This is a genomic window from Lentzea sp. CA-135723 (assembly GCF_050936595.1).
In the GTDB taxonomy this organism is placed as follows: Bacteria; Actinomycetota; Actinomycetes; order Mycobacteriales; family Pseudonocardiaceae; genus Lentzea.
On sequence record NZ_JBNJMK010000001.1, the window covers coordinates 4537512 to 4559553 of the forward strand.

Below are 22042 nucleotides of genomic sequence, written 5' to 3' on the forward strand. Positions count from 1 at the left end.
CCCCTTTCCGGACCCTATGAGGTAAACGCGGCTCGGCCCGTGACCGGTTCAACTGCTCTACCATCGGGTTCGTGACCCGCCCGCACGTTCTGCTGAGCGTCGCCGTCAGCCTCGACGGCCACATCGACGACCGCGGCACCGAGAGGTTTCCGCTTTCGAACGCGGAGGACTTCGACCACGTAGACCGGATGCGTGCGGAGTCGGACGCGATTCTGGCCGGGGCCGAGACGTTGCGCCGCGACAACGCGCGACTGCTCGTCTACAGCGACGAACGGCGTGCGCGGAGAATAGCCGACGGCAAACCGGAACTCCCGCTGCGGGTCACCGTCACCAGGAGTGGTGACTTCGACCCTGAGCTGCGGTTTTGGCACTGCGGTGGCGCCAGTCTCGTCTACTCGAAGAGCCAGCGGACGACCGTCGACCACCTCACCGAAACCAGAACCTTCAGCGAATTCTCAGAGATTCTCGACGACCTCGGCGCACGCGGCGTGCGAAAGCTCATGGTCGAAGGCGGCACCAGCATTCACACGGCGTTCCTCAAGGCCGGACTGGCCGACGAGATCAGGGTCGCGGTGGCGCCGATGCTGATCGGACAGGCGACGGCCCCGCGTTTCGTGAATCCCGCCGAATTCCCCGGTGGACCGGCACGCCGATTCCACCTGGAGGACGTCACGAAAGTCGGGGACGTCGCGGTGCTCCGCTACTTCCCGAAAGTCACTTCCGCACCAGCTTGAGCACCCCGAGGATCTGCTCGCGGCGGTACACGGCGATCACCAGCGCCCACACGACGTAGATCAACGGCATCATCGCGCCCTTGAAGCCGCCGTTGGTCACCAGGAACACCTCGGTGAACGCCGCGCCGGCCATGATGCCCGCGAGCGCCAGCGCCGCCAGCCCGCAGATGCGCGGGATGAGCAGGCCGATCGCGGCCGCGATCTCCAGCGTGCCGGTGAGGTAGCGGAACCACTGGCCGAACCCGATGTCGTCGAACTTCGCGACGAACTGGTCGGTGAACAGCGAGTAGCCGTTCCGCACGAACTCCACGGCGAGCACGATCTGCAGGATCCAGACGACGACGTTGCCGATCTTCGCCGCGGTTGAGGTCTGCTCAGACATGGCGGGATCCTCCCACCGAAACGGGCGCGTTGTTGTAGAGCCACAACACATCGCGACCGAACGACCACACCAACGATGCCAACGCGAGACCAACGAGCACGCCCGCGAACGGCAGCAGCCCGGACGCCGCCACGACGAGGAAGATCCCTTGCACCGCGGCGACGACCTTGCGCGCGTAGCTGGCCGGCAGCGGAGCGTTCATCCAGCGCAGACGCCACGACGCGGCCACGAACACGTACCGCATCAAGCCGATCGCGAGCACCCACGGGCCCAGGTGGACGGCCACGTACGCGCTCAGCACGAGGATCAGGAACGCGTCGACCTCCATGTCGAACCGCGCGCCCAACGCGGTCGAGGTGCCCGTGCGGCGAGCGACCTGACCATCCACCCAGTCGAGTGACAACGCCACGGCGGCAAGAGTCACGACCAGCGCGACCGGAACGTCCTGACCTGCGCGATCGGCGACCAGAGCCGTCACAGCGCCGACCATCAGGCCGCGGGCGAGCGTGACGCGGTCGGCGGGACCCAAAGCAGACGTGCGGTGCCGTTGCATGCCGTAGCCGAGGAACGCCCAGGTGGCGAACCCGTAGGCGAGACCGGCGGCCCAGCCGAGCGGGCCGAGCCCGGCGGTGGCACCGACCACGGCCAGCGCGAGGACCTGGAACCCGGCCCAGATGGCAGGCTCCCGCAGGACGGGTGCCGTCCTGGTGTGCTGAAGTGTGATCATCAGGTGCCCCTAACGAACTTCGTGCGGCGGAGGTGTTGTGAGTGACACGTACGGCGAGTGCCTTTTGGCTCAATGAATCGGGAAAAGGGGAAGTTCGGCAGGTCGCGCTGGCCGAGCCCGGTCCCGGCGAGGTCGAGGTGCGCACACTGTTCTCGGGGGTGAGCCGCGGCACGGAGACCCTCGTGTTCCGCGGTGGCGTGCCGGAGAACCAGCACGCGGTGATGCGGGCGCCGTTCCAGGAGGGCGACTTCCCGTGGCCGGTGAAGTACGGCTACCTCAACGTGGGCGTCGTGCAGAACGGGGACCTCAAGGGCCGCACCGTGTTCTGCCTCTATCCACATCAGACCCGTTACGTCGTCCCGGAAGCGGCGGTCACACTCGTGCCGGAGGCGGTTCCGGCCGAACGCGCGGTGCTGGCGGGCACCATCGAGACCGCGGTGAACGCCGTGTGGGACGCACGGCCGTTGATCGGTGACCGGATCGCCGTGGTCGGTGGCGGCATGGTCGGGTCGAGCATCGCGGCGGTGCTGGCGACGTTCCCCGGAGCCCGCGTCGAGCTCGTGGACGCCGACCCCGCCCGCGAGGAGGTTGCCCGAAAGCTCGGCGTCGGCTTCGCGCTTCCGGGCAACGCTCTGGACGGATGCGACCTGGTCTTCCACGCCAGTGCGACCGAGGCCGGTCTCACCACCGCGCTGAACCTGCTCGCGCCGGAGGGCAGGGTGATCGAGCTGAGCTGGTACGGCGACCGGTTGATCTCCGTGCCGCTGGGCGAGTTCTTCCACTCGCGGCGGCTCACGATCCGCAGCAGCCAGGTCGGCGTGGTCGGCCGCCCGGACCGCACCTACGGCGAACGCATGGCCGTCGCGCTCGACCTGCTGGCCGACACCAGGTTCGACGCGCTGATCACCGGCCACAGCCCGTTCGAGGACCTGCCAGAGGTCATGCCGAAGCTGGCCGACGGCGAGATCCCGGCGCTGTGCCACCGCGTTGACTACGGTCAGGCCCATGTTCCCGAGTGACACCACCGTCGACGTGCGCGGTAAGCGCGTGGCCGTGCTCCCGGTCGGCAGCACCGAGCAGCACGGCCCGCACCTGCCGCTGGCGACGGACTCGGTGATCGCCTGGACCGTCGCGTCCGCGATCGCCGCGAGGTACCCGGCCGTCCGGCTGCTGCCGCCGATCCAGTTCTCGTGCTCGCAGGAGCACACCGCCTGGCCGGGGACCGTCAGCATCTCCGCGCGCACCCTGGTCTCAGTGGTCGGCGACATCGCGGAGTCCTTGCGGCACAACGGGGTCGAGCACGTCGTGCTGGTCAACGGCCACGGCGGCAACTACGTGCTGTCGAACGTCGTGCAGGAGGGCGAGGGGCTCGCGCTCTTCCCCGGCAGGGACGACTGGGCGTTCGCGCGGGAGAAGGCCGGCATCGAGACCTCGGCGTACAGCGACATGCACGCGGGTGAGCTGGAGACCTCGATCCTGCTGCACGCCCACCCCGATCTGATCCGTCCTGGCTACGAAACCGCTGACCACCTGGCGGAGGACCGGCGGCACATGCTCACCCTCGGTCTGGCTCCGTACACGTCCTCCGGTGTCATCGGACGTCCGTCGCTCGCGTCAGCGCGCAAGGGCGAGCTCCTGCTCGCGGGACTGGTCGACTCGTTCCGCCACTACCTGGACCTTTTCGGCCTTTCGGCGTGACACGAAGAGCACGACCGCGCCGGGCAACGCGGCGATGAGCGCCAGCACGCCGTAGACGATGCCCGTGGTGAAGCCCTGTGCGGCACCCAGGCCGGCGGCTCCGAACGCCACCGCGAGGAACGCCTCGCGCGGGCCGAACCCGCCGATGTTGACCGGGATCGCCATGATCAGCAGCGCCAGCACGACCACCGGTGCGAGCTGGGTGACCGTGGCGTCCGACCCGGCGGCGCGGGCGGCCACCAGGAACATCGCCACGTACCCGGCGACCGTCGCGGCCGACAGTCCGATGACCGCGGGCCAGGTCTTGAACGACAGCAGCCTGATGCCGTCGGCCAGGGTGTTGACCAGGGCCTTCCGCACCGGGCGGATGTTCCAGCCGATCACCGCGGCGAGGGCGAGACCGGCGAGGATCGCGGCGACGGTGGTGCCGCTGAGCGTGAGGTCGAGGCCGGGCGCGGGGTGCGTGAGCAGCACCGCGAGCCCGATCCCGATGAGCACGACCTGGCCGGCCATCCGCTCGAAGAACACGGCGCGCACGCCCCGTCCGACGTCGCCCGACTCCCGGCCGTGGTTGACCGCGCGGTGCACGTCGCCTAGCACGCCGGCGGGCAGCACGGCGTTGACGAGCTGGGCGCGGTAGTAGTCGCCGACCGCGGTCTTCATGGTCAGCGGCAGGCCGAGGCGGTGCGCGACGAGGACCCAGCGACCCGCGCTGAGCACCGTCGTCACGAGCCCGATCGCCAGCGCGGCGGCGACGGAGAACGCGTCGATCGCGCGCAGTCCGTCGAGGAACGCCCCGGTGCCCAGGCGAACGCCCAGAGCAACCAGGATGCCCACCGCCAGCAGGAGGCGAAGCCACGGCCAGAACTTCTTCATCACACAGCTCCCGGTAGTGCCAGCAGGTCGACGTGGTGGACCACCGCGGAGGCTGTTGACCTGCGGCGCAGGTACTCGGAGGCCTCGGAGGCGAGTGCGGGTTCCTGCTCCACCGCGGCACCGACCCAGCCCTTCAGCCATTCCTGCTGAAGCGCGTCGCCGTTCATGCGCCAGGGGCTCGAAGCCGTCCGAACCGAAGCGCCCGCTGCCACGAATGCCTTCTCGGCAGCAGCTGGTGCATCAGGTCCGAGCAGACGGCGCCCGTCCACGACGCGGCGCTGGTGAGCGTTGAACGCGTCCTGGAAGGCGGCGTCGAGCGGCTCGGCCGGATCGATGTCGATCCGGCCTGCCACCGAGAGCGTGAACAGAGCGGGCACATGTGCTTCTACGCATGCAACCGCCAGAGCGTTCATCTCGTCAGCAGTGAGCAAGTCGAGCAGTGCTGAGCAAGTGACCAGGTCAGCACCCGCGAGGTCGGCGGCTCTCAGGGACGTGAGGTCGCCCTCACGCGTTTCGGCGGTGACGTTCGGCAGCGCGCTCATGCCGGCCTCCGCCAGCCCGAGCAGCCGGGGGTCGCGGTCGTGCAGCACCCAGTGCTGCGCGCCGCCGAGCCTCCCGGCGAGCCATCGTCCCATCGATCCCGTGCCACAACCGAGGTCACGGATCGTCAGGGGGTTTCGGTTCACCAGAGTTTCGCGGACGGTCTCCGCGAGGTCGGTCGAGCGTGCCTGTGCGTCGGCGTTTTCCCGCAGTGCCAGCCATTCCGGGGCGAAGGTCATGGCCGGAGCGTAGCCAGCACCCTCCGCAGGTCCTCTGTGGATTCGTCCCAAGTGGACAGAACGGCCCGCCTGGCGAGCGCCCTGGACCGCAGTTCGGACCTCAGATCCCGATCTTGAAACCAGCCCGTTAGTGCAGCTTCCAATGCATTTTCGTCCCCGGCCGGAATCAGCAGGCCGCCGTCTGCGAGCGCATCGGGAACGGCGCTCGCGATGACCGGCAGACCGTGCGCGAGGGCCTCGGTGACGACCATGCCGTACGTCTCGTTGCGCGAGGCCAGCACGAAGAGGTCGGCGGTGGTGTACGCGCTGGTCAGAGCCTCGCCGGCGAGGGGTCCGGGGTAGCTGACGCGGTCGTCGCGCGGGAGTTCGCGCAGGAACGGCCGGTGCGGGCCGACGCACGTCAGCCGCCAGTCGCGTTCGATCCTCCGCAACGCTCTGACCAGCAGGTCGTGGCCTTTGCGGGGTGTGATGGACGCGACGCAGAGCAGGTGGTGGACGCCGTCCGTGCCGCGCGCGAGCGGGGCCGGATCGGTGCCGGGAACGACGACGTGGACCTCGCTGAGGCCGTGCCGTTCGGCGATGTTCCCGGCGGCCGTCGGACTCGTCGCGATGACCGCACTCGCGGCCCTCAGGACCTGCCCTTCGCAGTCGTTCAGGAGGGCGGCGGTCGCGGGGTCGAGGCCCGTCTCGTCGGCCAGCGGCAGGTGGACGAGGACCGCGATTTCCAACCGACGTGTGTGAGGGACCACGATCTCGGGTAGTCCGCAGCTCACGAGACCGTCGAGGAGCACGACGTCTCCGTGCGGAATCGCCGCAAGCGCTTGCTCCAACGCGGTGGGGTCGGCTGGACGCGGCCAGTCACCAGCGACGGTCACACGGGTCATGCCGGCGCTCACGCGCAGGTCGTAGACGTTGCCGCCGCTGGGACTGCCCGGATCCTCGACGTCAGCCGGAAGGACGAAGTGCACGTTCGTAACCGGCCCACGCCACGTGCGACTCGTGGAGTGTGACGGCGATCGCATCGATCCCGTGAGCGCCCTCACCGAGAGCGCCTTCGGCGATCTTGTCCGCCAGCTGGTCGGCGATGTGCTTCGCGAGCCATTCCGTGGACGTGTTGGTGCCCGCGAACTGGGGTTCTTCATCCAGGTTGCGGTAGTTGAAGACGGCCAGGACCTTGTTCAGCTCCTGGGTGGCGAGTCCGATGTCGACGACGATGTTGTCCGAATCGAGCTCAGCCCGTTTGAACGTTGCGTCCACCAGGAACGTTGCTCCATGCAGACGTTGTGCTGGACCGAAGACCTCGCCGCGGAAACTGTGCGCGATCATCACGTGATCGCGGACGGTGATGCTGAACAGGATGACCTCCGCTGTGCGGTCGGGTTACGGTGCGACCTCCATCCGAGCGTAGCTGCACGTTCGGAAGGCGCCAGGTGACAAGGGGACCGTAGATGTTCGAACAGGCCTTCAGTGACGAAGACGTGGCGGAGTCCGACCTGGTGACCCGCCGTGGCACCTTCCGCGCAGTCGCGTTCCGCGCGGACGGCCACGAGCACATGGCTCTTGTTTACGGCAAGACGAAGCTGCGCGAGAACGTCCTCGTGCGCATCCACTCCGAGTGCATGACGGGCGACATCTTCGCGGCGATGCGGTGCGAGTGCGGCGAGCAGCTCGACGCGGCGTTGAACACCATCGTGCGCGAGGGCAGCGGCATCCTCGTGTACCTGCGCGGGCACGAAGGCCGCGGCATCGGCCTGGTGGCGAAAATCCGGACGCACGTGCTCCAGGACGAGGGACTGGACACGTTGGACTCGGCGACCTCGCTCGGCCTGCCCGTCGACGTGCGTGACTACACACCCGCAGCGCGCGTGCTGAAGCATCTGCGCGTGCAGTCCGTACGGCTGATGTCCAACAACCCCGACAAGATCGCCGCTTTGGAGTCCAACGGCATTCCGGTGACGGCGCGCGTGCCGTCGTTGATGACGCCGAACCAGCACAACATCGCGTACCTGACGGCCAAGCGGGACCGGCTCGGTCACGACCTGCCGCAGGTCGACTCCTTCACGTTGCCGCACGCCCGCTGACCGTTGCTTTCACGGCACGTGAAGCACAGAATGTGCCGATGCTGGCGCTGCGTGCCGCGCGTGCGTTCGACGGGGAGAGGTCGATCGCCGGCCCCGTCACGGTCGTCACCGAGAACGGGAAGATCAAGGCCGTCGAGCAGGGCCGTCCCGACGTCGCCGGTGCCGAGGTGGTCGACCTCGGCACCGCCACCGTCCTACCGGGACTGATCGACACCCACGTCCACCTGTGCGGGGACAACGGCGTCGACGCCCTCGACCGGTTGCCGTCGTTCACGGCGGAACACCTGGACGCGGTGATCGAGGACGGCCTCGACCGCCACCTCCGTGCCGGCGTCACCACCGTGCGCGACCTCGGGGACCGCTCCTGGGCTGTGACGGACCAGCGCGACCGCCACCGGCAGCGCGTCCTCGCCTCCGGGCCTCCCATCACGAGCCCGCGCGGCCACTGCTGGTCGATGGGCGGGGAGGCGGAGGGCGACGAGGCGCTCCGCCGTGCCGTGCGCGAACGGGCGGACCGCCGGGTCGACATCGTCAAGGTCATGGCCAGCGGTGGGTTCGCCACCCCCGGCACGATCGTCGACGACTGCCAGTTCACCGAGCACGAACTGCGCGTGGTGGTCGAGGAGGCCCATTCGCTCGGCCTCCCGGTGACCGCCCACGCCCACAGCCTCACGGCCGTGCAGCACGCCATGGCCGCGGGCGTCGACGGCATCGAGCACTGCACGTGCCTGTCCGGCGGGGCCATGGTGATCCCCGTCGAGCTGATGGACGCGTTGGCGGAGGCCGACATCGCCGTGTGCCACACGCTCGGGTCGACGGTTCCCCCGCCTCCCCACATCAGGGAGGCGTTCGAACGCGCGGGGATGAGCGTGGCCGCGAAGATCGCCGCGGTCGGCCGCATGTTCGACCACGGCGTGCGCGCCGTCTCCGGGACCGACGGCGGCATCAGTCCTGGCAAGGCGCACGGGATTTCCGCCCACGCCCTCGGCGACATGGTCGATGCCGGCATGCCGAACGCTGCGGTGCTCGCGAGCGCCACGAGTCAGGCGGCGCGGGCGTTGGGCGTGAGCAAGGGGATGCTGCGACCCGGTTGGGACGCTGATGTGATCGCCGTGCGAGGAGATCCCATGCGGGACATCACGGCGTTGCACCACGTGGGCACCGTGGTGATCGGTGGTCAGATCGCGACGACCGTCTTGCCGACCGACCGTCGCGAGTAGACGTGGTCCACCGCTTTCAGCGCCTCGGAGAGCGGGAAGACCTTGTCCACCGCGGGCTTGACCTTGCCTGACTCGGCGAGCACGCGCAGCTCGTCGAAGACGTCGGCGCGTTCCGCCGACATCAGCGGGACGAGCTTCCTGGAGGAGAAGAGGTTCAGCAGCGGTGCGGCCATCATCTTGTGGAAGCCGCCGGTGATCGTTCCGCCGGTTTCGGCGCCCACGAGCACGATCCGGCCCCGGTCGTTGGTCGCCTTGCGCAGCAGGGAGAACGGCCTGCCGCCACCGCAGTCGAGGATCAGGTCGTACGTGCCGGTGAAGTCCGCGACCGTGTAGTCGAAGACCTCGTCAGCGCCCAGGTTCCTGGCCAGCTCGACCTTGCGTGTGCTGCACACGGCCGTTACGTGCGCACCCATCGCCTTCGCGATCTGCACGCCGTACGACCCGACTCCCCCGCCCGCGCCGAGCACCAGGACCCGTTGCCCCGGCTGGACTCCGCGCAGGCCCTGCAGTGCCGTACCGCCCGAGATCGGCAGCGCGGCGGCCTCGGAGAACGAGAGGCCCTGCGGCTTGCGGGCGAGCCTCGTGACCGGAGCGACGGCGTGTTCGGCGAACGACCCCTCGCACGTGCCGAACACCTCGTCGCCGACGGCGAACTCCGTCACGCCGGGCCCGATCTCCCGCACGACGCCCGCGACGTCGCGTCCCGGTACCGGTGACTTCGGTCCGCGGACCCCGAACCCGATGAACCGCACCAGGTACGGCTTCCCGGTGAGCAGGTGCCAGACGCCCATGTCGACGCCCGCCGCCCGCACCTCCAGCAGAACCTCGCCGTTCCCAGGCACAGGCACATCGAGGTCACCGAGCACCGCCGATCCGTATCTTCGTTGCACGACAGCCTTCACAGCTCTTCCTCCTCCGGGTACTGGAACACGTCTTCGAGCGACACCTGAAACACCCGCGCGATCTTGAAGGCGACCTCCAGCGAGGGCGAGTACTTGCCCTGCTCGATGGCGATCAACGTCTGCCGCGTCACGCCGATGGCCGCGGCGAGATCGGCCTGCTTCATCTCGTCGTGCGCGAACCGCAGCGCGCGGATGGAGTTCGTGACTTTCGTGGGCTTCACAGCGTTCCCCGCCGGTAGAGCGCGATCTTCGCCATCGACCCGATCACCGCGGACAGCACGAAGCACAGGTAGAGGACGTTGGCGATCCAGAAGTAGGGCGCTTCGAGCATCGCGAGCCCCATCGCGGAGACGCCGCCGATGACGACGAACGACTGCCCGACGTGGTCGCCGAACCGGGCGATCTGCTGGTCCCGTTCGTCGGCCTGCAGCCCGTCGTTGCGGGAGGCGATGCCGAACCAGATGCCCGACACGATGCCGGCGACGATCCCGAACAGGATCGTCCACAGCAGGGCGCCGATGTAAGGCGCGTCACTCAAATCGCCGCCCGCCCTGCCGGTCAGGACAAGCACGACGTACACGCCATATCCGACCAGGGCGATGACCGCCAAGGCCCACGCCCGCTTCTCCTCGAACGCCATGGTCCCGCTCCCGATGTCAAAGAAACCTGACATCGCCAAGGTAAAGCTACTTGGACACCGTGTCAAACATCTTTGACTTGCGCACCCTTGATCGGCGCGGCCAGATGGCGGTCGACTACCTCCGATCGGACCCATTAGCGTGCGGCGCATGCTCCGTCCGATCCTCGTTGCGTGCGCGCTCGCCCTCACGGCCTGCGGCCACGCGGTGTCGGCGGAACCACCCGCCGCCGCACGCACGCAGCCCCCGTCGCACACCCCGGCCGCCGCACCCCTGGTCGCGACGCCCGAGGTCTGCCCGCTGCCCGACAGCGGCTTCGAGTGCGACGTCCAGAAGCGCCTGAAGGCGGCGGTCGACTACGCCGAGACCAGGCCGGGATCGGTCGGCTTCGTCCTGCGCGACCGCAAGACGGGCGCGGTCTGGCGCAACACCCACGCCGGCGAGATGACGTGGACCGCGTCCACCATCAAGCTCGCCATGGTCGTGAACCTGCTGGAACGCCACCGCGCCGGCGCCATCAAGCTCACCACCGACGACCGCAAGCTGATGACCGCGATGCTGCACAGCTCGGACGACAACGCGGCCGACACGCTGTGGAAGCGCTACGGCGGCGCCACCTTCAACGCCGCGTTCGGCAAGTACGGCATGACCGGCCTGGTCCCGCAGCGCGGCTACTCCTCGGCGTTCCCCTACTGGGGCTTCGAGAAGTGCACGGCCGACGACCTCGACCGCCTGATCAACTACGTCCTCGACGAGGTGCCCGCCGACGACCGCGACTACATCACCGGCCAGATGCGCCAGGTGGGCCCCGAACAGCAGTGGGGCGTCTGGGGACCGGACGCGGGCGCGAAGAACGGCTGGTCGGAGGAAGACGGCGGCTGGGTGATGAACTCGGTCGGCTTCGTGGGCCCCGACGCCCGCTACACGCTGGCCATCATGAACAACCTCAAGGGCGAGGGCGCCTACGACGAGGGCCGCGCCACGGACACGGAGATCACCCGGATCCTCTTCCGCTAGCCCTCCGGATCGGTCCGCCCGGCGGCGCCCACTCCGTCCCGAAAGCGTCCACTCAGGACCCGAGCGACTCCCACAGGCAGAGCACCGAGCCCTCGCTGTCCTTGACGTACTGCGAGAACCCGAACTCCCCCACCTGCTCCCTGTCGTTGAGCAGCTCACCACCGGCCGCCACGACCTTGCGCGCGGTCTCCTCGACGCTGTCCACGTCGATGATCAGCACCGGCCCGCGCACGAACTCGGTGCGCGGCGAGATCCCACCGTCCGCGTCCTGCACGTCCACCGGCTCACCGCTGGCGTCGACCAGCACGTAGTCGAACGGCAACCGCTGCGCCGACCACCCGAACACGTCGTGGTAGAAGGCCGTGGCCCGCTCGAGGTCGTCGGCCGGCACCTCGAACTTGACCCGCCTCATCGCGCGAGGTCCGGCACCTGGGCGACGAGCTCCTCCGGCGCCGACAAGCGCCACGCCTCGAACACGAGCTCGTTCACCTCGTCGGCCTCGACACCCTCGAGGTAGACCACGACCCAGCCGAACCCGCCGGCCGTGAACTGCACCTCGAACACGTCGGGCCGTTCCGACACCAGCGCCAGCTGCTCGGACAACGTCTGCTTCAGCCCGACCGTCTGCGTGCGCGGCCAGTAGTACCCGAACACCTTGCCCCGCACGCGGAACGTGTCGTGCTGCTGCCCGGAGGACCGAGTCGCCTCGGCGAGCCCGTCCACGATCTTGAAGAGCTGTTTGTTCGTCGTCGCCACTACCGACCCCCAAAGCCGAAGGCGGAAAGTATAAATCCGGCTTTCAGGACGCGGGAGCGGCAATCCTCCTCACGTGATCGGCGACCAGGGCGGCGTGCGACAGCGGTGTGCCGAGGTCCTCGACGTCACCGTTGGTCGTGTAGTCGAGCAGCACGACGTCGGCGGTCTCGGCCAGCTCGCGCAACCGAGCCACCTCCGCCGCCAGCCGGTGCTCCAGAACCCAGCGGTAGGCCGGTAAGTAGATCTCCAGCCGGGCCGACCGGTAGTCGAGCAGCCCCTCGCCACCCAGCCCCGCGCGATGCCCGCGCACCGGACCGAAGCGGCGAACCGTGCGCTTCAAGCCCTTCATCGAGGTGACGGCGAGCTTGGGCGGGTCGACGTCGGCGCCGTCGAAGACCTTCAACGCCTGCCAAAGACCTTCGACGGACTCGCTCGTCACGCCCGGCGACAGCGGCACCGGGATCTGGCCGTGCGGGTAGAACGGGCTGAAGCGCACCCACGGGTCGGGGCCGCGGGAGGTCACGTCGACGACCACCGCGCCGGGGCGCTGCACCTTGCGCCGCTTGCTCGCGACTTCGATCGGCATGGGTCGAGGATGGCAGGAGGGTCTGACAATTTTCGGCGCCGCGGAGCAGCCTGGCGTTCTGCGAGGCCGTTCGTCGCGTCGCCGTTCAGCGAACCGGTTGATCCAGCGCGACCTTCGTCGGTGTGACACGGCTGCGCTGGGTCAGCACGACGCAGACGAGCACGACGGCCGCGGTGGCGAGGGCAGGCCAGCCGACCGGTTCGCCCAGCACCAGAGCGGACCACAGCAACGTCAGGACCGGCTGGGCCAGCTGGATCTGGCCGATCTTGGCGACGCCGCCCGCGGCCAGGCCGGCGTACCAGGCGAAGAAGCCCAGGAACATCGAGATCAGGGCCACGTAAGCGAAACTGAGCCACACGACGGTGTCGGCGCGCGAGAAGTCCGCTGTGTACAGGGAGACCGGGATGGTCACCGGCAACGAGACGACCAGTGCCCAGCAGACCGTGCGCGCGCCGCCCAGTTCACGGGCGAGCGCGCCGCCCTCGGCGTAGCCCAGGCCGCACAGCACGACGGCGATCAGCAGGTACGCGTCGGCCAGGCTCAGCGAACCGGAGAACCCGCCGCCGGTGGCCACGAACGCCAGCACCGCGAGCAGACCGGCGCCGCTGGCGAGCCAGAACGCGAGCGGCGGGCGCTCTCCCGCCCGCACGACGGCCCAGATCGCCGTGGACATCGGCAGCACGGCGATCACGACGGCGCCGTGGGCCGAGGTCTGCGTGGTGAGGGCGAGAGAGGTGAAGAGCGGGAAGCCGATCACGATGCCGAGAGCGACGACGAGCAGGCGACGGACCTGCGTTACCGACGGTCGCGGCGCTCGCGATAACGCCAGGTAGGCGATCGCCAGGAGGCCGGCGACGAACGCGCGTCCGAACGCGACGAACCACGCGTCCAGGCCTGCCACTGCCAGCCGGGTCGCGGGCAGGGAGAAGCTGAAACCCAGCACGCCGAGCGCGCCGAGTGTTACCCCCGCTGGCACGATAACGTTACTCTTGGCTCTCATGAATGAGGATAACGCAGCCATCCGCGTTATCGAGGACCTGAGAGCGACGGCACGTGCCGGGCACGCCGGCGACCGGATGCCCTCGGTGCGCGACCTGATGGCACGGCACCGCGCCTCCCCCGCGACGGTCCAGCAGGCCATCCAGCGCGTCGCCGCCGAAGGCCTCGTCGAGGTGCGGCCCGGCCGGGGCAGCTACGTCGCCCAGCGCGCCACGACGCCGAGCCACGACCTGTCGTGGCAGGCCGTCGCACTAGGCGAGGGCAGGCCCGGTGAGGACCTCGTGGCGAACCTCGTCGCCGTGCCCAAGCCCGAGGCCATCCCGCTGACCAGCGGCTACCTCGACCCCGATCTGCAGCCGACCGACGCGCTCGGCGCAGCGCTCAGCCGTGCCGCACGCCGACCCGCGAGCTGGGGACGCGTGCCGGTCGAGGGCAAGGAGGAGCTGCGCGCGTGGTTCGCCAAAGAGGCGGGCGGCGAGCTCAGGGCAGGCGACATCACGGTCTGCGCGGGTGCCCAGGAAGCACTCGCGACCGTGTTCCGCGGCCTCGGCGAGCGCGGTGACGCGGTGCTCGTCGAGTCGCCCACCTACCTCGGCGCGATCGCGGCCGCGCGCGACGCGGGGCTCAAGGTCGTCCCCGTGCCCGCCGACCAGGACGGCGTGCGTCCCGACCTGCTCCGGGCCGCGTTCGAACGCACCGGCGCGAAGGTCTTCTACTGCCAGCCGTTGCACGCGAACCCGCACGGCGCCGTGCTGTCCGACGACCGCCGCACGGAGGTCATGCGGATCGTCCGCGGGGCGGGCGCGTTCCTGGTCGAGGACGACTGGGCGCGCGGCTTCACGATCGACGGCACCGCCCCTCCGACGCTCGTCTCGCAGGACACCGACGGCCACGTCGTCTACGTCCGCTCGCTCACCAAGATCGCCGCACCCGGTCTGCGCGTCGCCGCGATCGGCGCCCGCGGCCCCGCGGGCACGAGGCTCAAGAACACCCGGTCCCGGCAGGACCTGTACGTCGCCGGGCCGTTGCAGGAGGCGGCGATCGACTTCGTGACGTCCCCGGTCTGGCGGCGGCACCTGCGCACGCTCCAGCAGTCCTTGAGGTCGAGGCGCGAGGCTCTGGCGCGCGCGGTCGCCGAGCACCTGCCCGAGTTCGAGATCGCCAGGTCGACCGGCGGCCTGCACCTGTGGGCCACGTTGCCGGACGGTGTGGACGATCTCGAGCTGACGACGGCCGCCGCGGCCCGCGACGTGGTCGTCGTTCCGGGACGGTCGTGGTTCGCCGCTGAACCGCCGGGCAGCTTTCTCCGTTTGACCTATGGCGGCGCACCGGAACACGTGCTCGCAGAAGGAGTCCGGCGTCTCGCCCACGCCGTGTCCACTGTGCGGAGATGACTACTTCGGGTGAACTGCACCGCTCGTTAACTTGACTCAGTCCAGAAAAGACGGCAGGGTGGCCCCCGTGCCCACGGCTTCCGACTTCGAGCGCCTGTTGCGTGGAGCGTCTCTTCGGGTGACGGCTCCGCGGATAGCCGTGCTGTCCGCGGTGCACTCCCACCCGCACGCCGACACGGACTCGATCATCGGCGTCGTGCGTCAGAACCTCGGCGCGGTCTCCCACCAGGCCGTGTACGACGTGCTCCGCGCGCTGACCGGAGCCGGCCTGCTGCGGAAGATCGAACCCCAGGGCTCGGTCGCCCGCTACGAGGCGCGCGTCGGGGACAACCACCACCACGTCGTCTGCAGATCCTGCGGCGCCATCGCCGACGTCGACTGCGCGGTCGGCCACGCGCCATGCCTGGACGCATCCGACGACCACGGGTTCGTCATCGACGAGGCCGAGGTCATCTACTGGGGCTCCTGCCCCGAGTGCACGACCGCCGCGAAAAGTTCCTGAACACCCGGAAGGATTCCCGTGTCCGACAGCACTGACGCCAAGCTGGCCGATCTGAACGTGGAGGAGGCCGGCGGCTGCCCGGTCGCGCATGGTCGCATCAGCCACCCCAGCGAGGGCGGCAGCAACCGAGACTGGTGGCCCAACCAGCTCAACCTCCGGATCCTCCGCAAGCACCCCGTCCAGGCCGACCCGTTCGGCGGCGAGTTCGACTACGGCAAGGCGTTCCAGACCGTCGACCTCGACGAGCTGGCACGCGACGTCGACGCCGTCCTGACCGAGTCGAAGGACTGGTGGCCCGCAGACTTCGGCCACTACGGCCCCTTCATGATCCGCATGGCGTGGCACAGCGCGGGCACCTACCGCACCCACGACGGCCGCGGTGGCGCCGGCGCGGGCATGCAGCGCTTCGCGCCGCTCAACAGCTGGCCGGACAACGGCAACCTGGACAAGGCCCGTCGTCTGCTGTGGCCGGTCAAGAAGAAGTGGGGCAAGAACGTCTCCTGGGCGGACCTCATGATCTTCACGGGCAACCGCGCCCTGGAGACCATGGGCTTCGAGACCTTCGGTTTCGCCGGCGGCCGCAACGACGTGTGGGAGCCGGACGAGGACGTCTACTGGGGCCCGGAGACCACGTGGCTCGGCGGCGACGCCCGCTACAGCGGTGAGCGCGACCTGGAGTCGCCGCTCGCGGCCGTCCAGATGGGCCTGATCTACGTCAACCCCGAGGGCCCCAACGGCACCCCGGACCCGCTGGCCGCCGCCCGCGACATCCGCGAGACGTTCGGCCGCATGGGCATGAACGACGAGGAGACCGTCGCCCTCATCGCCGGTGGCCACACCTTCGGCAAGGCGCACGGCGCCGGTGACCCGGACCTGGTCGGCGCGGAGCCCGAGGGCGCGACGATCGACGCGCAGGGCTTCGGCTGGATCAGCACGCACGGCTCCGGCAAGGGCCGCGACGCCATCACCTCCGGCCTGGAGGTGACCTGGACCCAGCAGCCCACCAAGTGGACGAACCTGTTCTTCAAGAACCTGTTCGAGTTCGAGTGGGAGCTCACCAAGTCCCCTGCGGGCGCGCACCAGTGGAAGCCGAAGGACGGCGCGGGCGCCAACACCGTGCCCGACCCCGAGGACGGCACGCTCAACCGCACGCCGGAGATGCTGACGACCGACCTCGCGCTGCGCATCGACCCGGTCTACGAGCCGATCTCGCGCCGCTTCGCCGAGGACCACGCCGCGTTCTCCGACGCGTTCGCGCGGGCGTGGTTCAAGCTGACCCACCGCGACATGGGCCCGATCCAGCGCTACCTCGGCCCGCAGGTGCCGCAGGAGGAGCTGATCTGGCAGGACCGCCTGCCGGTCGTCGACCACGAGGTCGTCTCCGCCGACGACGTCGCGGCGCTCAAGGCCAAGATCCTCGAGACGGGCCTCTCGGTCTCGCAGCTCGTCAAGACCGCGTGGGCCTCGGCCTCGTCGTTCCGCCAGAGCGACAAGCGCGGTGGCGCCAACGGTGCCCGCATCCGCCTCGAGCCGCAGCGCGGCTGGGAGGTCAACGAGCCCGACCAGCTCGCCCAGGTCCTGCGCACCCTCGAAGGCGTGCAGGAGGCCTTCAACGCGGCGCAGTCCGGCGGCAAGAAGGTCTCGCTCGCCGACCTGATCGTCCTCGGCGGCAGCGCGGCGATCGAGCAGGCCGCCAAGGCCGCGGGCCACGACGTCGAGGTGCCGTTCCTCGCGGGCCGCGCCGACGCCACCCAGGAGCAGACGGACGCCGAGTCGTTCGCCGTCCTGGAGCCCACGACCGACGGCTTCCGCAACTACCGCGGCAAGGGCCACCCGCTCCCCTCGGAGTACCTGCTCGTCGACAAGGCGAACCTGCTCGGCCTCTCCGCCCCGGAGCTGACCGTGCTGGTCGGCGGCCTGCGCGTGCTGGGCGCCAACCACGGCGGTTCGGCGGCGGGCGTGCTCACGGCCAAGCCGGAGACGCTGACCAACGACTTCTTCGTGAACCTGCTCGACATGGACACGGAGTGGAAGTCGGTCACCGAGGACCAGGAGAACTTCGAGGGCCGCGACCGCGCCACCGGCGCCGTCCGCTGGACCGCGACCCGCAACGACCTGGTGTTCGGCTCGAACTCCGAGCTCCGCGCCATCACCGAGGTCTACGCGAGTGACGACGCCTCCGAGAAGTTCGTCCAGGACTTCGTCGCGGCGTGGAACAAGGTCATGAACGCGGACCGCTACGACGTCTGATCCAGCTCGATCCCGGTACCCCAGGCCATTCCCCCGGCCTGGGGTACCGGCGTCTTCACGGGGGTGTGCGGCGCGCACCCGGCTCTGCCTTCGCAAGACCATGTCTCCCTCCTGTTCTCCAGCAACCACTTCGATGCCCGGATCGTCCACTCAGGACTCTGGCTCGTGGCTGCCCGCAGGCTGTGCGGCCTGATGGGTCGTGAGGCCTCCTGCCCGCCCAGGGCAGACGTGCCGGTGGAGGCGGCCATCGGCGGCACCGTGCGGTCCGCGCGCAAGTGCCTCGGTTTGCCTGGCCTGGTCGACGCCAAGTTTCTCCGACGTGCTCGCCTCTGACTCAGACCCGGTCCAGGGCACGTCTGCGCTGACACGACCGAGCCGGATCATCTTGTGCGGCAACGTCACTGCGTGGCGACCAAGAGCCGGGAGTCGAGCGTGGCAGGCTTGCTGCGAAGCGGGCCGTCATTGCCGATGTGCGCCGGTCGGGGGCGCCGTGCTTGTGCCCGTATGCGCCTGGGCCGAGACAGGCTTGGGTGAGGTGATCGGCGATCGCAGGCTGTGCGGCGCCGAGCGGCCCGTGCGCAAGTAGCCCTGCATGCCCGGTCCGGTCGACGGCGAGTTCTCTGACGCAGAACCGATCCAGGACACTTCGGCGCGGTCAGCGGTTGATTCGCGGTAGCACCTCCGTCTGGTCCGCGTCGTCCTGGCGGCGCTGGCGTACGCGGGTGACCACGAACAGGGTCACCGCCAGGGCCACCGCGGCTATCACCAGCTTCTGGAAGACGCCCGCGTAGGACTCGACTCGGTGCCAGTTCTCGCCCAGCTGGTAGCCGGCCACCACGAACACGATGTTCCAGATCAGGCTGCCCAGGGTGGTGAGCACCAGGAATTTCGGGAAGTTCATGCGTTCCACGCCCGCGGGTAAGGAGATGAAGCTGCGGAACAGCGGAATCATTCGACCTAAGAACACCGCTTTGGTGCCGTGGCGGGTGAACCAGGCCTCGGTTTTGTCGAAGTCGGTGACGCGGACCAGGGGAATGCGCGCTACGAGGGCTCGGGTTCTGGTGCGGCCCAGGAGCATGCCCGCCAGGTAGACGATGACGGCTCCCGCCACGGAGCCCAGGGTGGTCCAGAAGAGCGCCGCCTGCAGGCTGAACACGCCTTTGCTCGCGGAGAAGCCCGCCAGCGGGAGCACCAGCTCGCTCGGGATGGGCGGGAAGAGGTTGTCCAGGCCGACTACCACCGCGGCGCCCACGCCTCCCAGCGACTCCATCAGCGAGACGGCCCATTCAGCCAGCATTGTTTACCCCTCGAGTGGTGGTGAGATCTGTTGGGATTCACGCTAGGAACGGGGAGGGGTGAGGACCATGTGGTTGTCCGTCGAGAATCGTGGGGAAAGCCGCAGGGCAATACTGTGGTAAACCGCAATGCCGGGGCGCTGGGGTGCCAGTACGGTGGCGAATGTGCATCAGGAAGGGCAGCTCAGTGCGGGTTCGTTGGTGCGGCGCTGGTTCAGGGTGCTCCTCGGGCTCTTGATCGGGTCCCTGACCGGGCTGGCCGGGCTCGTGGCCGCGGCGGGCGATGTCGGCGTGGTCAGGCTGGCCGGGTACGAGCTGGGCAGGATCGAGCGTTTCGACCAGGCGGCGCACACGAATCCCTTGACGCGGAAGGGATGTCGCAGATACCTCGCGGTGCGGTGGCTGGTCGGCGCGCTCGGCGCCGGAGTGATCTGCATGCTGGCGTTCTGGTACGTCGTCGCCGGCTCGATGGTGTCGGCATGGCTCTTAGGAGGTGATTGGGGGTTCATTGAGGAAGACAACCGCGTCCCGCTGGGGTTGATCCTGCTGGTCCTGCTGCCGGGCCTGCTGGTCATCTTCGTGACGACGGTCGGTGTCATGGGCGTCGCGGCGCTGGACAGGTGGCTCGCCACGGCGTTGCTCGGGACCAGTCAGCAGACGTTGCTGCGGCAGCGCGTCGCCGAGCTGACGAGCACCAGGGCCGATGTCATCGAGGCGATCGACGACGAACGGAGGCGCATCGAACGCGACCTGCACGACGGAGTTCAGCAGCGTCTCGTCGCGCTCGGCATGCTGATCGGCCGGGCCAGGCGGGCGAGGAACGAGGAGCACCTGCAGGAGTTGTTGCAGCAGGCGCACGACACCGCGGGCGAGGCCATCGACGAGCTGCGCGAGGTCGCGACGCGGGTCTACCCGGCGGTGCTGGACGACTCCGGTCTGGAGGCGGCGCTGGAGGCGCTGGCGGAACGGGCGAGCGTGCGCGTCGACATCAGCACCGCGCTCACGAAGGCGCCGGGCAAGGCGCTGGAGGCGGTGATCTACTTCGTGGCGTCCGAGGCCGTCACCAACGCGGCCAAGCACGCCGATCCGTCGGTGGTCGAGATCTCCGTGTGGTCGAGCAGCTCCGAGGTCGCCGTCCTGGTGAAGGACGACGGGGTCGGCGGTGCGGACCGCACCGGGTCCGGGTTGTCCGGGCTCGCCAGGAGGGTCAAGGCGGTGGACGGGGCGTTCGACGTGCTCAGTCCGGCCGGCGGTCCCACCACGATCTGCGCGAGGCTGCCGTGCGCGTGATCCTGGCCGAGGACTCGACGTTGTTGCGCGAAGGCCTGATCCGGTTGCTGGCCGAGGAGGGGCACGAGGTCGTGGCCGCCGTCGGCACGGCACCGGAGCTGCTCAGGGCCACCGAGGACCACCGGCCGGACATCGTGGTCACCGACGTCCGGATGCCACCCGGTCACAAGGACGACGGCATGCGGGCCGCGCTCGAGATCCGCGAGCGGTGGCCCGAGGTCAGCGTGCTGGTGCTGTCGCAGTACATCGAGAACCGCTACGCCACCGAGCTGATCACCAGCACCGGCGGCAAGGTCGGCTACCTGCTCAAGGACAGGGTCGCGCAGGTGGACGAGTTCCTGGAGGCCCTGGAGAGGGTCGCGTCCGGTGGCGCGGCGTTCGACCCCGAGGTCGTGCGCAGGCTGCTGTCCAGGACGACGCACGTCGACCCGCTCGAAACCCTGACCGCGCGAGAGAAGGAGGTCCTGGAACTGATGGCGCAAGGGCTCACCAACGCCCGCATCTCCACCCAGCTGCACATCTCGCAGAGCGCCGCCGAGAAGCACATCAACGCGATCTTCGACAAGCTCGGTCTCTCCGGGTCGTCCGGCATGAGCCGCCGGGTGCTGGCGGTGGTCCGCTACCTGGGCAGCTGAGAGGTGTCGAGGAGCTGATGAGCGTCGAGGAGCTGCTCGCGCGGCCGGGCACGGAGCTCGCCAGCGGCCTGTTCAACGATGCCGTTGTGCTGCACGGAGAGTGGGTCGCGCGCTTTCCACGCCACAGCCTTGCCGACGCGCGCCGGCGGGCACGGGCGCTGCGGCTGATCTCCGGGCTGGACCTGCCGTTCGCGGTGCCGGAGGTGATCGAGGACCGGCTGGACCTGCCGCTCGGCGAGGCCCACGTCGTCATCTCGTACGTGGCGGGCGAGCAGTCGGCGACGGCGAGTGACGAGGCCGTCCGTGAAGTGCTCGACGCGCTCGAGAGCGTCGAGCCGAGCGACGAACTCGGTGCGCTGCTGGACGAACCGCTGCACCACGCCGGTGGGCGGACCGCTGCCGAGTCGATCACCGAGCTCGTGTTCCCGCTGCTGACGGACGACGAACGCGAGCAGGCTTCCCTGGTGCTGCAACGGTTCGCGGAGCTGCCGGCGGTCAGGGGCTTCGTGCACGGCGACCTGGCGCCGGTGAACCTGCGCTGGCACAACGGAAAGGTCACCGGGGTCATCGACTGGGACTTCGCCTGCGCCGGCGACCCGGCCCTCGACGCGGCGGCGTTCGCGAACTACGGCTGGCCGGTGGTGCGGCGGGTGCGGCCCGACCTGTACGAGCGGGCGCTCACGCATGCGGCGATGTTCCCGTTGACGGGCGCGGTGTCCGCGCTCCGGCAGGACGGCGATCCGGCGAGGTTCCTCGCCTGGTTCCGCCGGCGCTGCACGCTGCGCGAACACCCACCGCTGGGCTAGGTGTCCTGGCCTGAGAGGTCAGGAACGCGGCTGGCTGGAGTTCGACCTTGCCGTTGGTTTGTGGCCGGTAGGGGCGGGTGCGTTCGTGGGTGATGTGCTGTGGAAGTACTTCTGTGCGGTAAGCGTCGCGGTGAGGGTGCGCTGGCTGTTGCGGTCACCGATCTGGCGTCCGTGGACGCGGTGCTCTCCGCCGTCGGGGATGTTGCCCAGCTTTTGATCTCGACGTGCATGAGATCGCCTGGCGCGGGGTGAGATCCAGCAGGTAGGCGATGCGGGCGGGTCCCCGTCGGCGGTTCAGCCGGGCTTTGACGATTCGTCGTTCGACCCGTGGTGTCGTCCGGTTCGGGCCGGTGAGAGGCCATGAGGATCGGTTGCTCATCCCTGCCGGGCCAGGCGCAGGCAGCCCAGCGGCCATCACCTGGGGCGACGCCGGTGTGCTCACCGTCACAGGCCACGGCGGGACCTGGTCCGGCGG

Annotated in this window: 26 protein-coding genes and 1 pseudogene; 12 read left to right on the top strand and 15 right to left on the bottom strand. The window is 69.3% G+C overall.

The window, feature by feature from the left end:
- Positions 1-71: 71 nt before the first annotated feature.
- Positions 72-734: a RibD family protein gene (locus tag ACQEU1_RS20370; protein ID WP_433203867.1), complete on the top strand. Its 663-nt coding sequence runs from the start codon at positions 72-74 to the stop codon at positions 732-734.
- Here ACQEU1_RS20370 and ACQEU1_RS20375 read toward each other — a convergent pair.
- Positions 715-1116 carry a DoxX family protein gene (locus tag ACQEU1_RS20375; RefSeq protein ID WP_433203870.1) on the bottom strand — a complete coding sequence of 134 codons (402 nt, stop codon included), beginning with the start codon at positions 1114-1116 and terminating at the stop codon, positions 715-717. The two genes, ACQEU1_RS20370 and ACQEU1_RS20375, sit on opposite strands and share 20 nt — an antisense overlap.
- Positions 1109-1843: a CDP-alcohol phosphatidyltransferase family protein gene (locus ACQEU1_RS20380; RefSeq protein WP_433203873.1), complete on the bottom strand. Its 735-nt coding sequence runs from the start codon at positions 1841-1843 to the stop codon at positions 1109-1111. The genes ACQEU1_RS20375 and ACQEU1_RS20380 overlap by 8 nt, the downstream gene beginning before the upstream one ends.
- Positions 1844-1884: 41 nt before the next feature.
- On the opposite strand from ACQEU1_RS20380, the gene ACQEU1_RS20385 reads away from it, so the two are divergent.
- Positions 1885-2862: a zinc-dependent alcohol dehydrogenase gene (locus ACQEU1_RS20385; RefSeq protein ID WP_433203876.1), complete on the top strand. Its 978-nt coding sequence runs from the start codon at positions 1885-1887 to the stop codon at positions 2860-2862.
- Complete coding sequence (locus ACQEU1_RS20390) at positions 2849-3541, top strand: creatininase family protein (protein ID WP_433203879.1); 693 nt, start codon at positions 2849-2851, stop codon at positions 3539-3541. Before ACQEU1_RS20385 ends, ACQEU1_RS20390 begins: the two co-directional genes overlap by 14 nt.
- Here ACQEU1_RS20390 and ACQEU1_RS20395 read toward each other — a convergent pair.
- Genes ACQEU1_RS20395 through ACQEU1_RS20410 form a run of 4 tightly spaced genes read right to left on the bottom strand, consistent with a single transcriptional unit; the run spans position 3458 to position 6552 of the window.
- Complete coding sequence (locus ACQEU1_RS20395; protein WP_433203882.1) at positions 3458-4417, bottom strand: lysylphosphatidylglycerol synthase transmembrane domain-containing protein; 960 nt, start codon at positions 4415-4417, stop codon at positions 3458-3460. The genes ACQEU1_RS20390 and ACQEU1_RS20395 overlap by 84 nt on opposite strands.
- Entirely contained in the window at positions 4417-5196 is a 780-nt protein-coding gene (locus tag ACQEU1_RS20400) for a class I SAM-dependent methyltransferase (RefSeq protein WP_433203885.1), read from the bottom strand. Before ACQEU1_RS20400 ends, ACQEU1_RS20395 begins: the two co-directional genes overlap by 1 nt.
- Complete coding sequence (locus ACQEU1_RS20405) at positions 5193-6164, bottom strand: glycosyltransferase family 4 protein (RefSeq protein ID WP_433203888.1); 972 nt, start codon at positions 6162-6164, stop codon at positions 5193-5195. The genes ACQEU1_RS20400 and ACQEU1_RS20405 overlap by 4 nt, the downstream gene beginning before the upstream one ends.
- A complete protein-coding gene (locus ACQEU1_RS20410) occupies positions 6142-6552 on the bottom strand; it encodes a 6-pyruvoyl trahydropterin synthase family protein (protein ID WP_433211617.1) in 411 nt (136 codons plus the stop codon). The genes ACQEU1_RS20405 and ACQEU1_RS20410 overlap by 23 nt, the downstream gene beginning before the upstream one ends.
- Positions 6553-6644: 92 nt before the next feature.
- On the opposite strand from ACQEU1_RS20410, the gene ribA reads away from it, so the two are divergent.
- Both ribA and ACQEU1_RS20420 read left to right on the top strand, forming a co-directional pair.
- Complete coding sequence (gene ribA, locus ACQEU1_RS20415) at positions 6645-7277, top strand: GTP cyclohydrolase II (protein WP_433203891.1); 633 nt, start codon at positions 6645-6647, stop codon at positions 7275-7277.
- A 38-nt stretch (positions 7278-7315) separates the two neighbouring features.
- A complete protein-coding gene (locus ACQEU1_RS20420; RefSeq protein WP_433203894.1) occupies positions 7316-8497 on the top strand; it encodes an amidohydrolase family protein in 1182 nt (393 codons plus the stop codon).
- Here ACQEU1_RS20420 and ACQEU1_RS20425 read toward each other — a convergent pair.
- From ACQEU1_RS20425 to ACQEU1_RS20435, 3 genes are read right to left on the bottom strand one after another with little or no spacing between them, the layout of a single operon-like run.
- A complete protein-coding gene (locus ACQEU1_RS20425) occupies positions 8455-9399 on the bottom strand; it encodes an NAD(P)-dependent alcohol dehydrogenase (protein WP_433203897.1) in 945 nt (314 codons plus the stop codon). The two genes, ACQEU1_RS20420 and ACQEU1_RS20425, sit on opposite strands and share 43 nt — an antisense overlap.
- Complete coding sequence (locus tag ACQEU1_RS20430; protein ID WP_433211620.1) at positions 9396-9563, bottom strand: helix-turn-helix transcriptional regulator; 168 nt, start codon at positions 9561-9563, stop codon at positions 9396-9398. Before ACQEU1_RS20430 ends, ACQEU1_RS20425 begins: the two co-directional genes overlap by 4 nt.
- Positions 9564-9616: 53 nt before the next feature.
- Positions 9617-10039 (bottom strand): hypothetical protein, encoded by a 423-nt coding sequence (locus ACQEU1_RS20435; RefSeq protein WP_433203900.1) that lies wholly within the window; start codon positions 10037-10039, stop codon positions 9617-9619.
- A gap of 148 nt (positions 10040-10187) precedes the next feature.
- Here ACQEU1_RS20435 and ACQEU1_RS20440 point away from each other — a divergent pair, with 148 nt between their 5' ends.
- Positions 10188-11054: a tat pathway signal sequence gene (locus ACQEU1_RS20440; protein ID WP_433203903.1), complete on the top strand. Its 867-nt coding sequence runs from the start codon at positions 10188-10190 to the stop codon at positions 11052-11054.
- A 52-nt stretch (positions 11055-11106) separates the two neighbouring features.
- On the opposite strand, the gene ACQEU1_RS20445 is transcribed toward ACQEU1_RS20440, so the two are convergent.
- The 4 genes from ACQEU1_RS20445 to ACQEU1_RS20460 form a co-directional block, all read right to left on the bottom strand.
- A complete protein-coding gene (locus ACQEU1_RS20445) occupies positions 11107-11466 on the bottom strand; it encodes a VOC family protein (protein WP_433203906.1) in 360 nt (119 codons plus the stop codon).
- Entirely contained in the window at positions 11463-11810 is a 348-nt protein-coding gene (locus tag ACQEU1_RS20450) for an MmcQ/YjbR family DNA-binding protein (RefSeq protein WP_433203909.1), read from the bottom strand. Before ACQEU1_RS20450 ends, ACQEU1_RS20445 begins: the two co-directional genes overlap by 4 nt.
- A gap of 43 nt (positions 11811-11853) precedes the next feature.
- Complete coding sequence (locus tag ACQEU1_RS20455; RefSeq protein ID WP_433203912.1) at positions 11854-12396, bottom strand: DUF6939 family protein; 543 nt, start codon at positions 12394-12396, stop codon at positions 11854-11856.
- Between the two features lie 85 nt (positions 12397-12481).
- Entirely contained in the window at positions 12482-13372 is an 891-nt protein-coding gene (locus ACQEU1_RS20460; RefSeq protein WP_433203915.1) for a DMT family transporter, read from the bottom strand.
- A 22-nt stretch (positions 13373-13394) separates the two neighbouring features.
- On the opposite strand from ACQEU1_RS20460, the gene ACQEU1_RS20465 reads away from it, so the two are divergent.
- The 3 genes from ACQEU1_RS20465 to katG all read left to right on the top strand — a co-directional run bounded on the left by ACQEU1_RS20465 (position 13395) and on the right by katG (position 17541).
- The gene (locus ACQEU1_RS20465; RefSeq protein ID WP_433203918.1) at positions 13395-14789 is read left to right on the top strand and encodes a PLP-dependent aminotransferase family protein; all 1395 of its coding nucleotides are present in this window, start codon (positions 13395-13397) and stop codon (positions 14787-14789) included.
- A gap of 67 nt (positions 14790-14856) precedes the next feature.
- Positions 14857-15291, top strand: a complete 435-nt coding sequence (locus ACQEU1_RS20470) for a Fur family transcriptional regulator (protein WP_090068208.1) — start codon at positions 14857-14859, stop codon at positions 15289-15291.
- 18 nt (positions 15292-15309) lie between these two features.
- A complete protein-coding gene (gene katG, locus ACQEU1_RS20475; protein ID WP_433203922.1) occupies positions 15310-17541 on the top strand; it encodes a catalase/peroxidase HPI in 2232 nt (743 codons plus the stop codon).
- 655 nt (positions 17542-18196) lie between these two features.
- Here katG and ACQEU1_RS20480 read toward each other — a convergent pair.
- Complete coding sequence (locus ACQEU1_RS20480; RefSeq protein ID WP_433203925.1) at positions 18197-18838, bottom strand: DedA family protein; 642 nt, start codon at positions 18836-18838, stop codon at positions 18197-18199.
- A gap of 163 nt (positions 18839-19001) precedes the next feature.
- Here ACQEU1_RS20480 and ACQEU1_RS20485 point away from each other — a divergent pair, with 163 nt between their 5' ends.
- The 3 genes from ACQEU1_RS20485 to ACQEU1_RS20495 are packed head-to-tail and all read left to right on the top strand — an operon-like array spanning position 19002 to position 21567.
- On the top strand, positions 19002-20126 hold the full coding sequence (locus tag ACQEU1_RS20485; protein WP_433203928.1) for a sensor histidine kinase: 1125 nt from the start codon (positions 19002-19004) through the stop codon (positions 20124-20126).
- Positions 20117-20761 carry a response regulator gene (locus ACQEU1_RS20490; protein WP_433203931.1) on the top strand — a complete coding sequence of 215 codons (645 nt, stop codon included), beginning with the start codon at positions 20117-20119 and terminating at the stop codon, positions 20759-20761. The genes ACQEU1_RS20485 and ACQEU1_RS20490 overlap by 10 nt, the downstream gene beginning before the upstream one ends.
- Positions 20762-20778: 17 nt before the next feature.
- Positions 20779-21567 carry a phosphotransferase gene (locus tag ACQEU1_RS20495; RefSeq protein WP_433203934.1) on the top strand — a complete coding sequence of 263 codons (789 nt, stop codon included), beginning with the start codon at positions 20779-20781 and terminating at the stop codon, positions 21565-21567.
- Positions 21568-21607: 40 nt separating this feature from the next.
- Here the strand turns inward: ACQEU1_RS20495 and ACQEU1_RS20500 are convergent.
- Positions 21608-21958, bottom strand: a pseudogene (locus ACQEU1_RS20500) (hypothetical protein); the annotation flags it as partial.
- Positions 21959-22042: the final 84 nt, after the last annotated feature.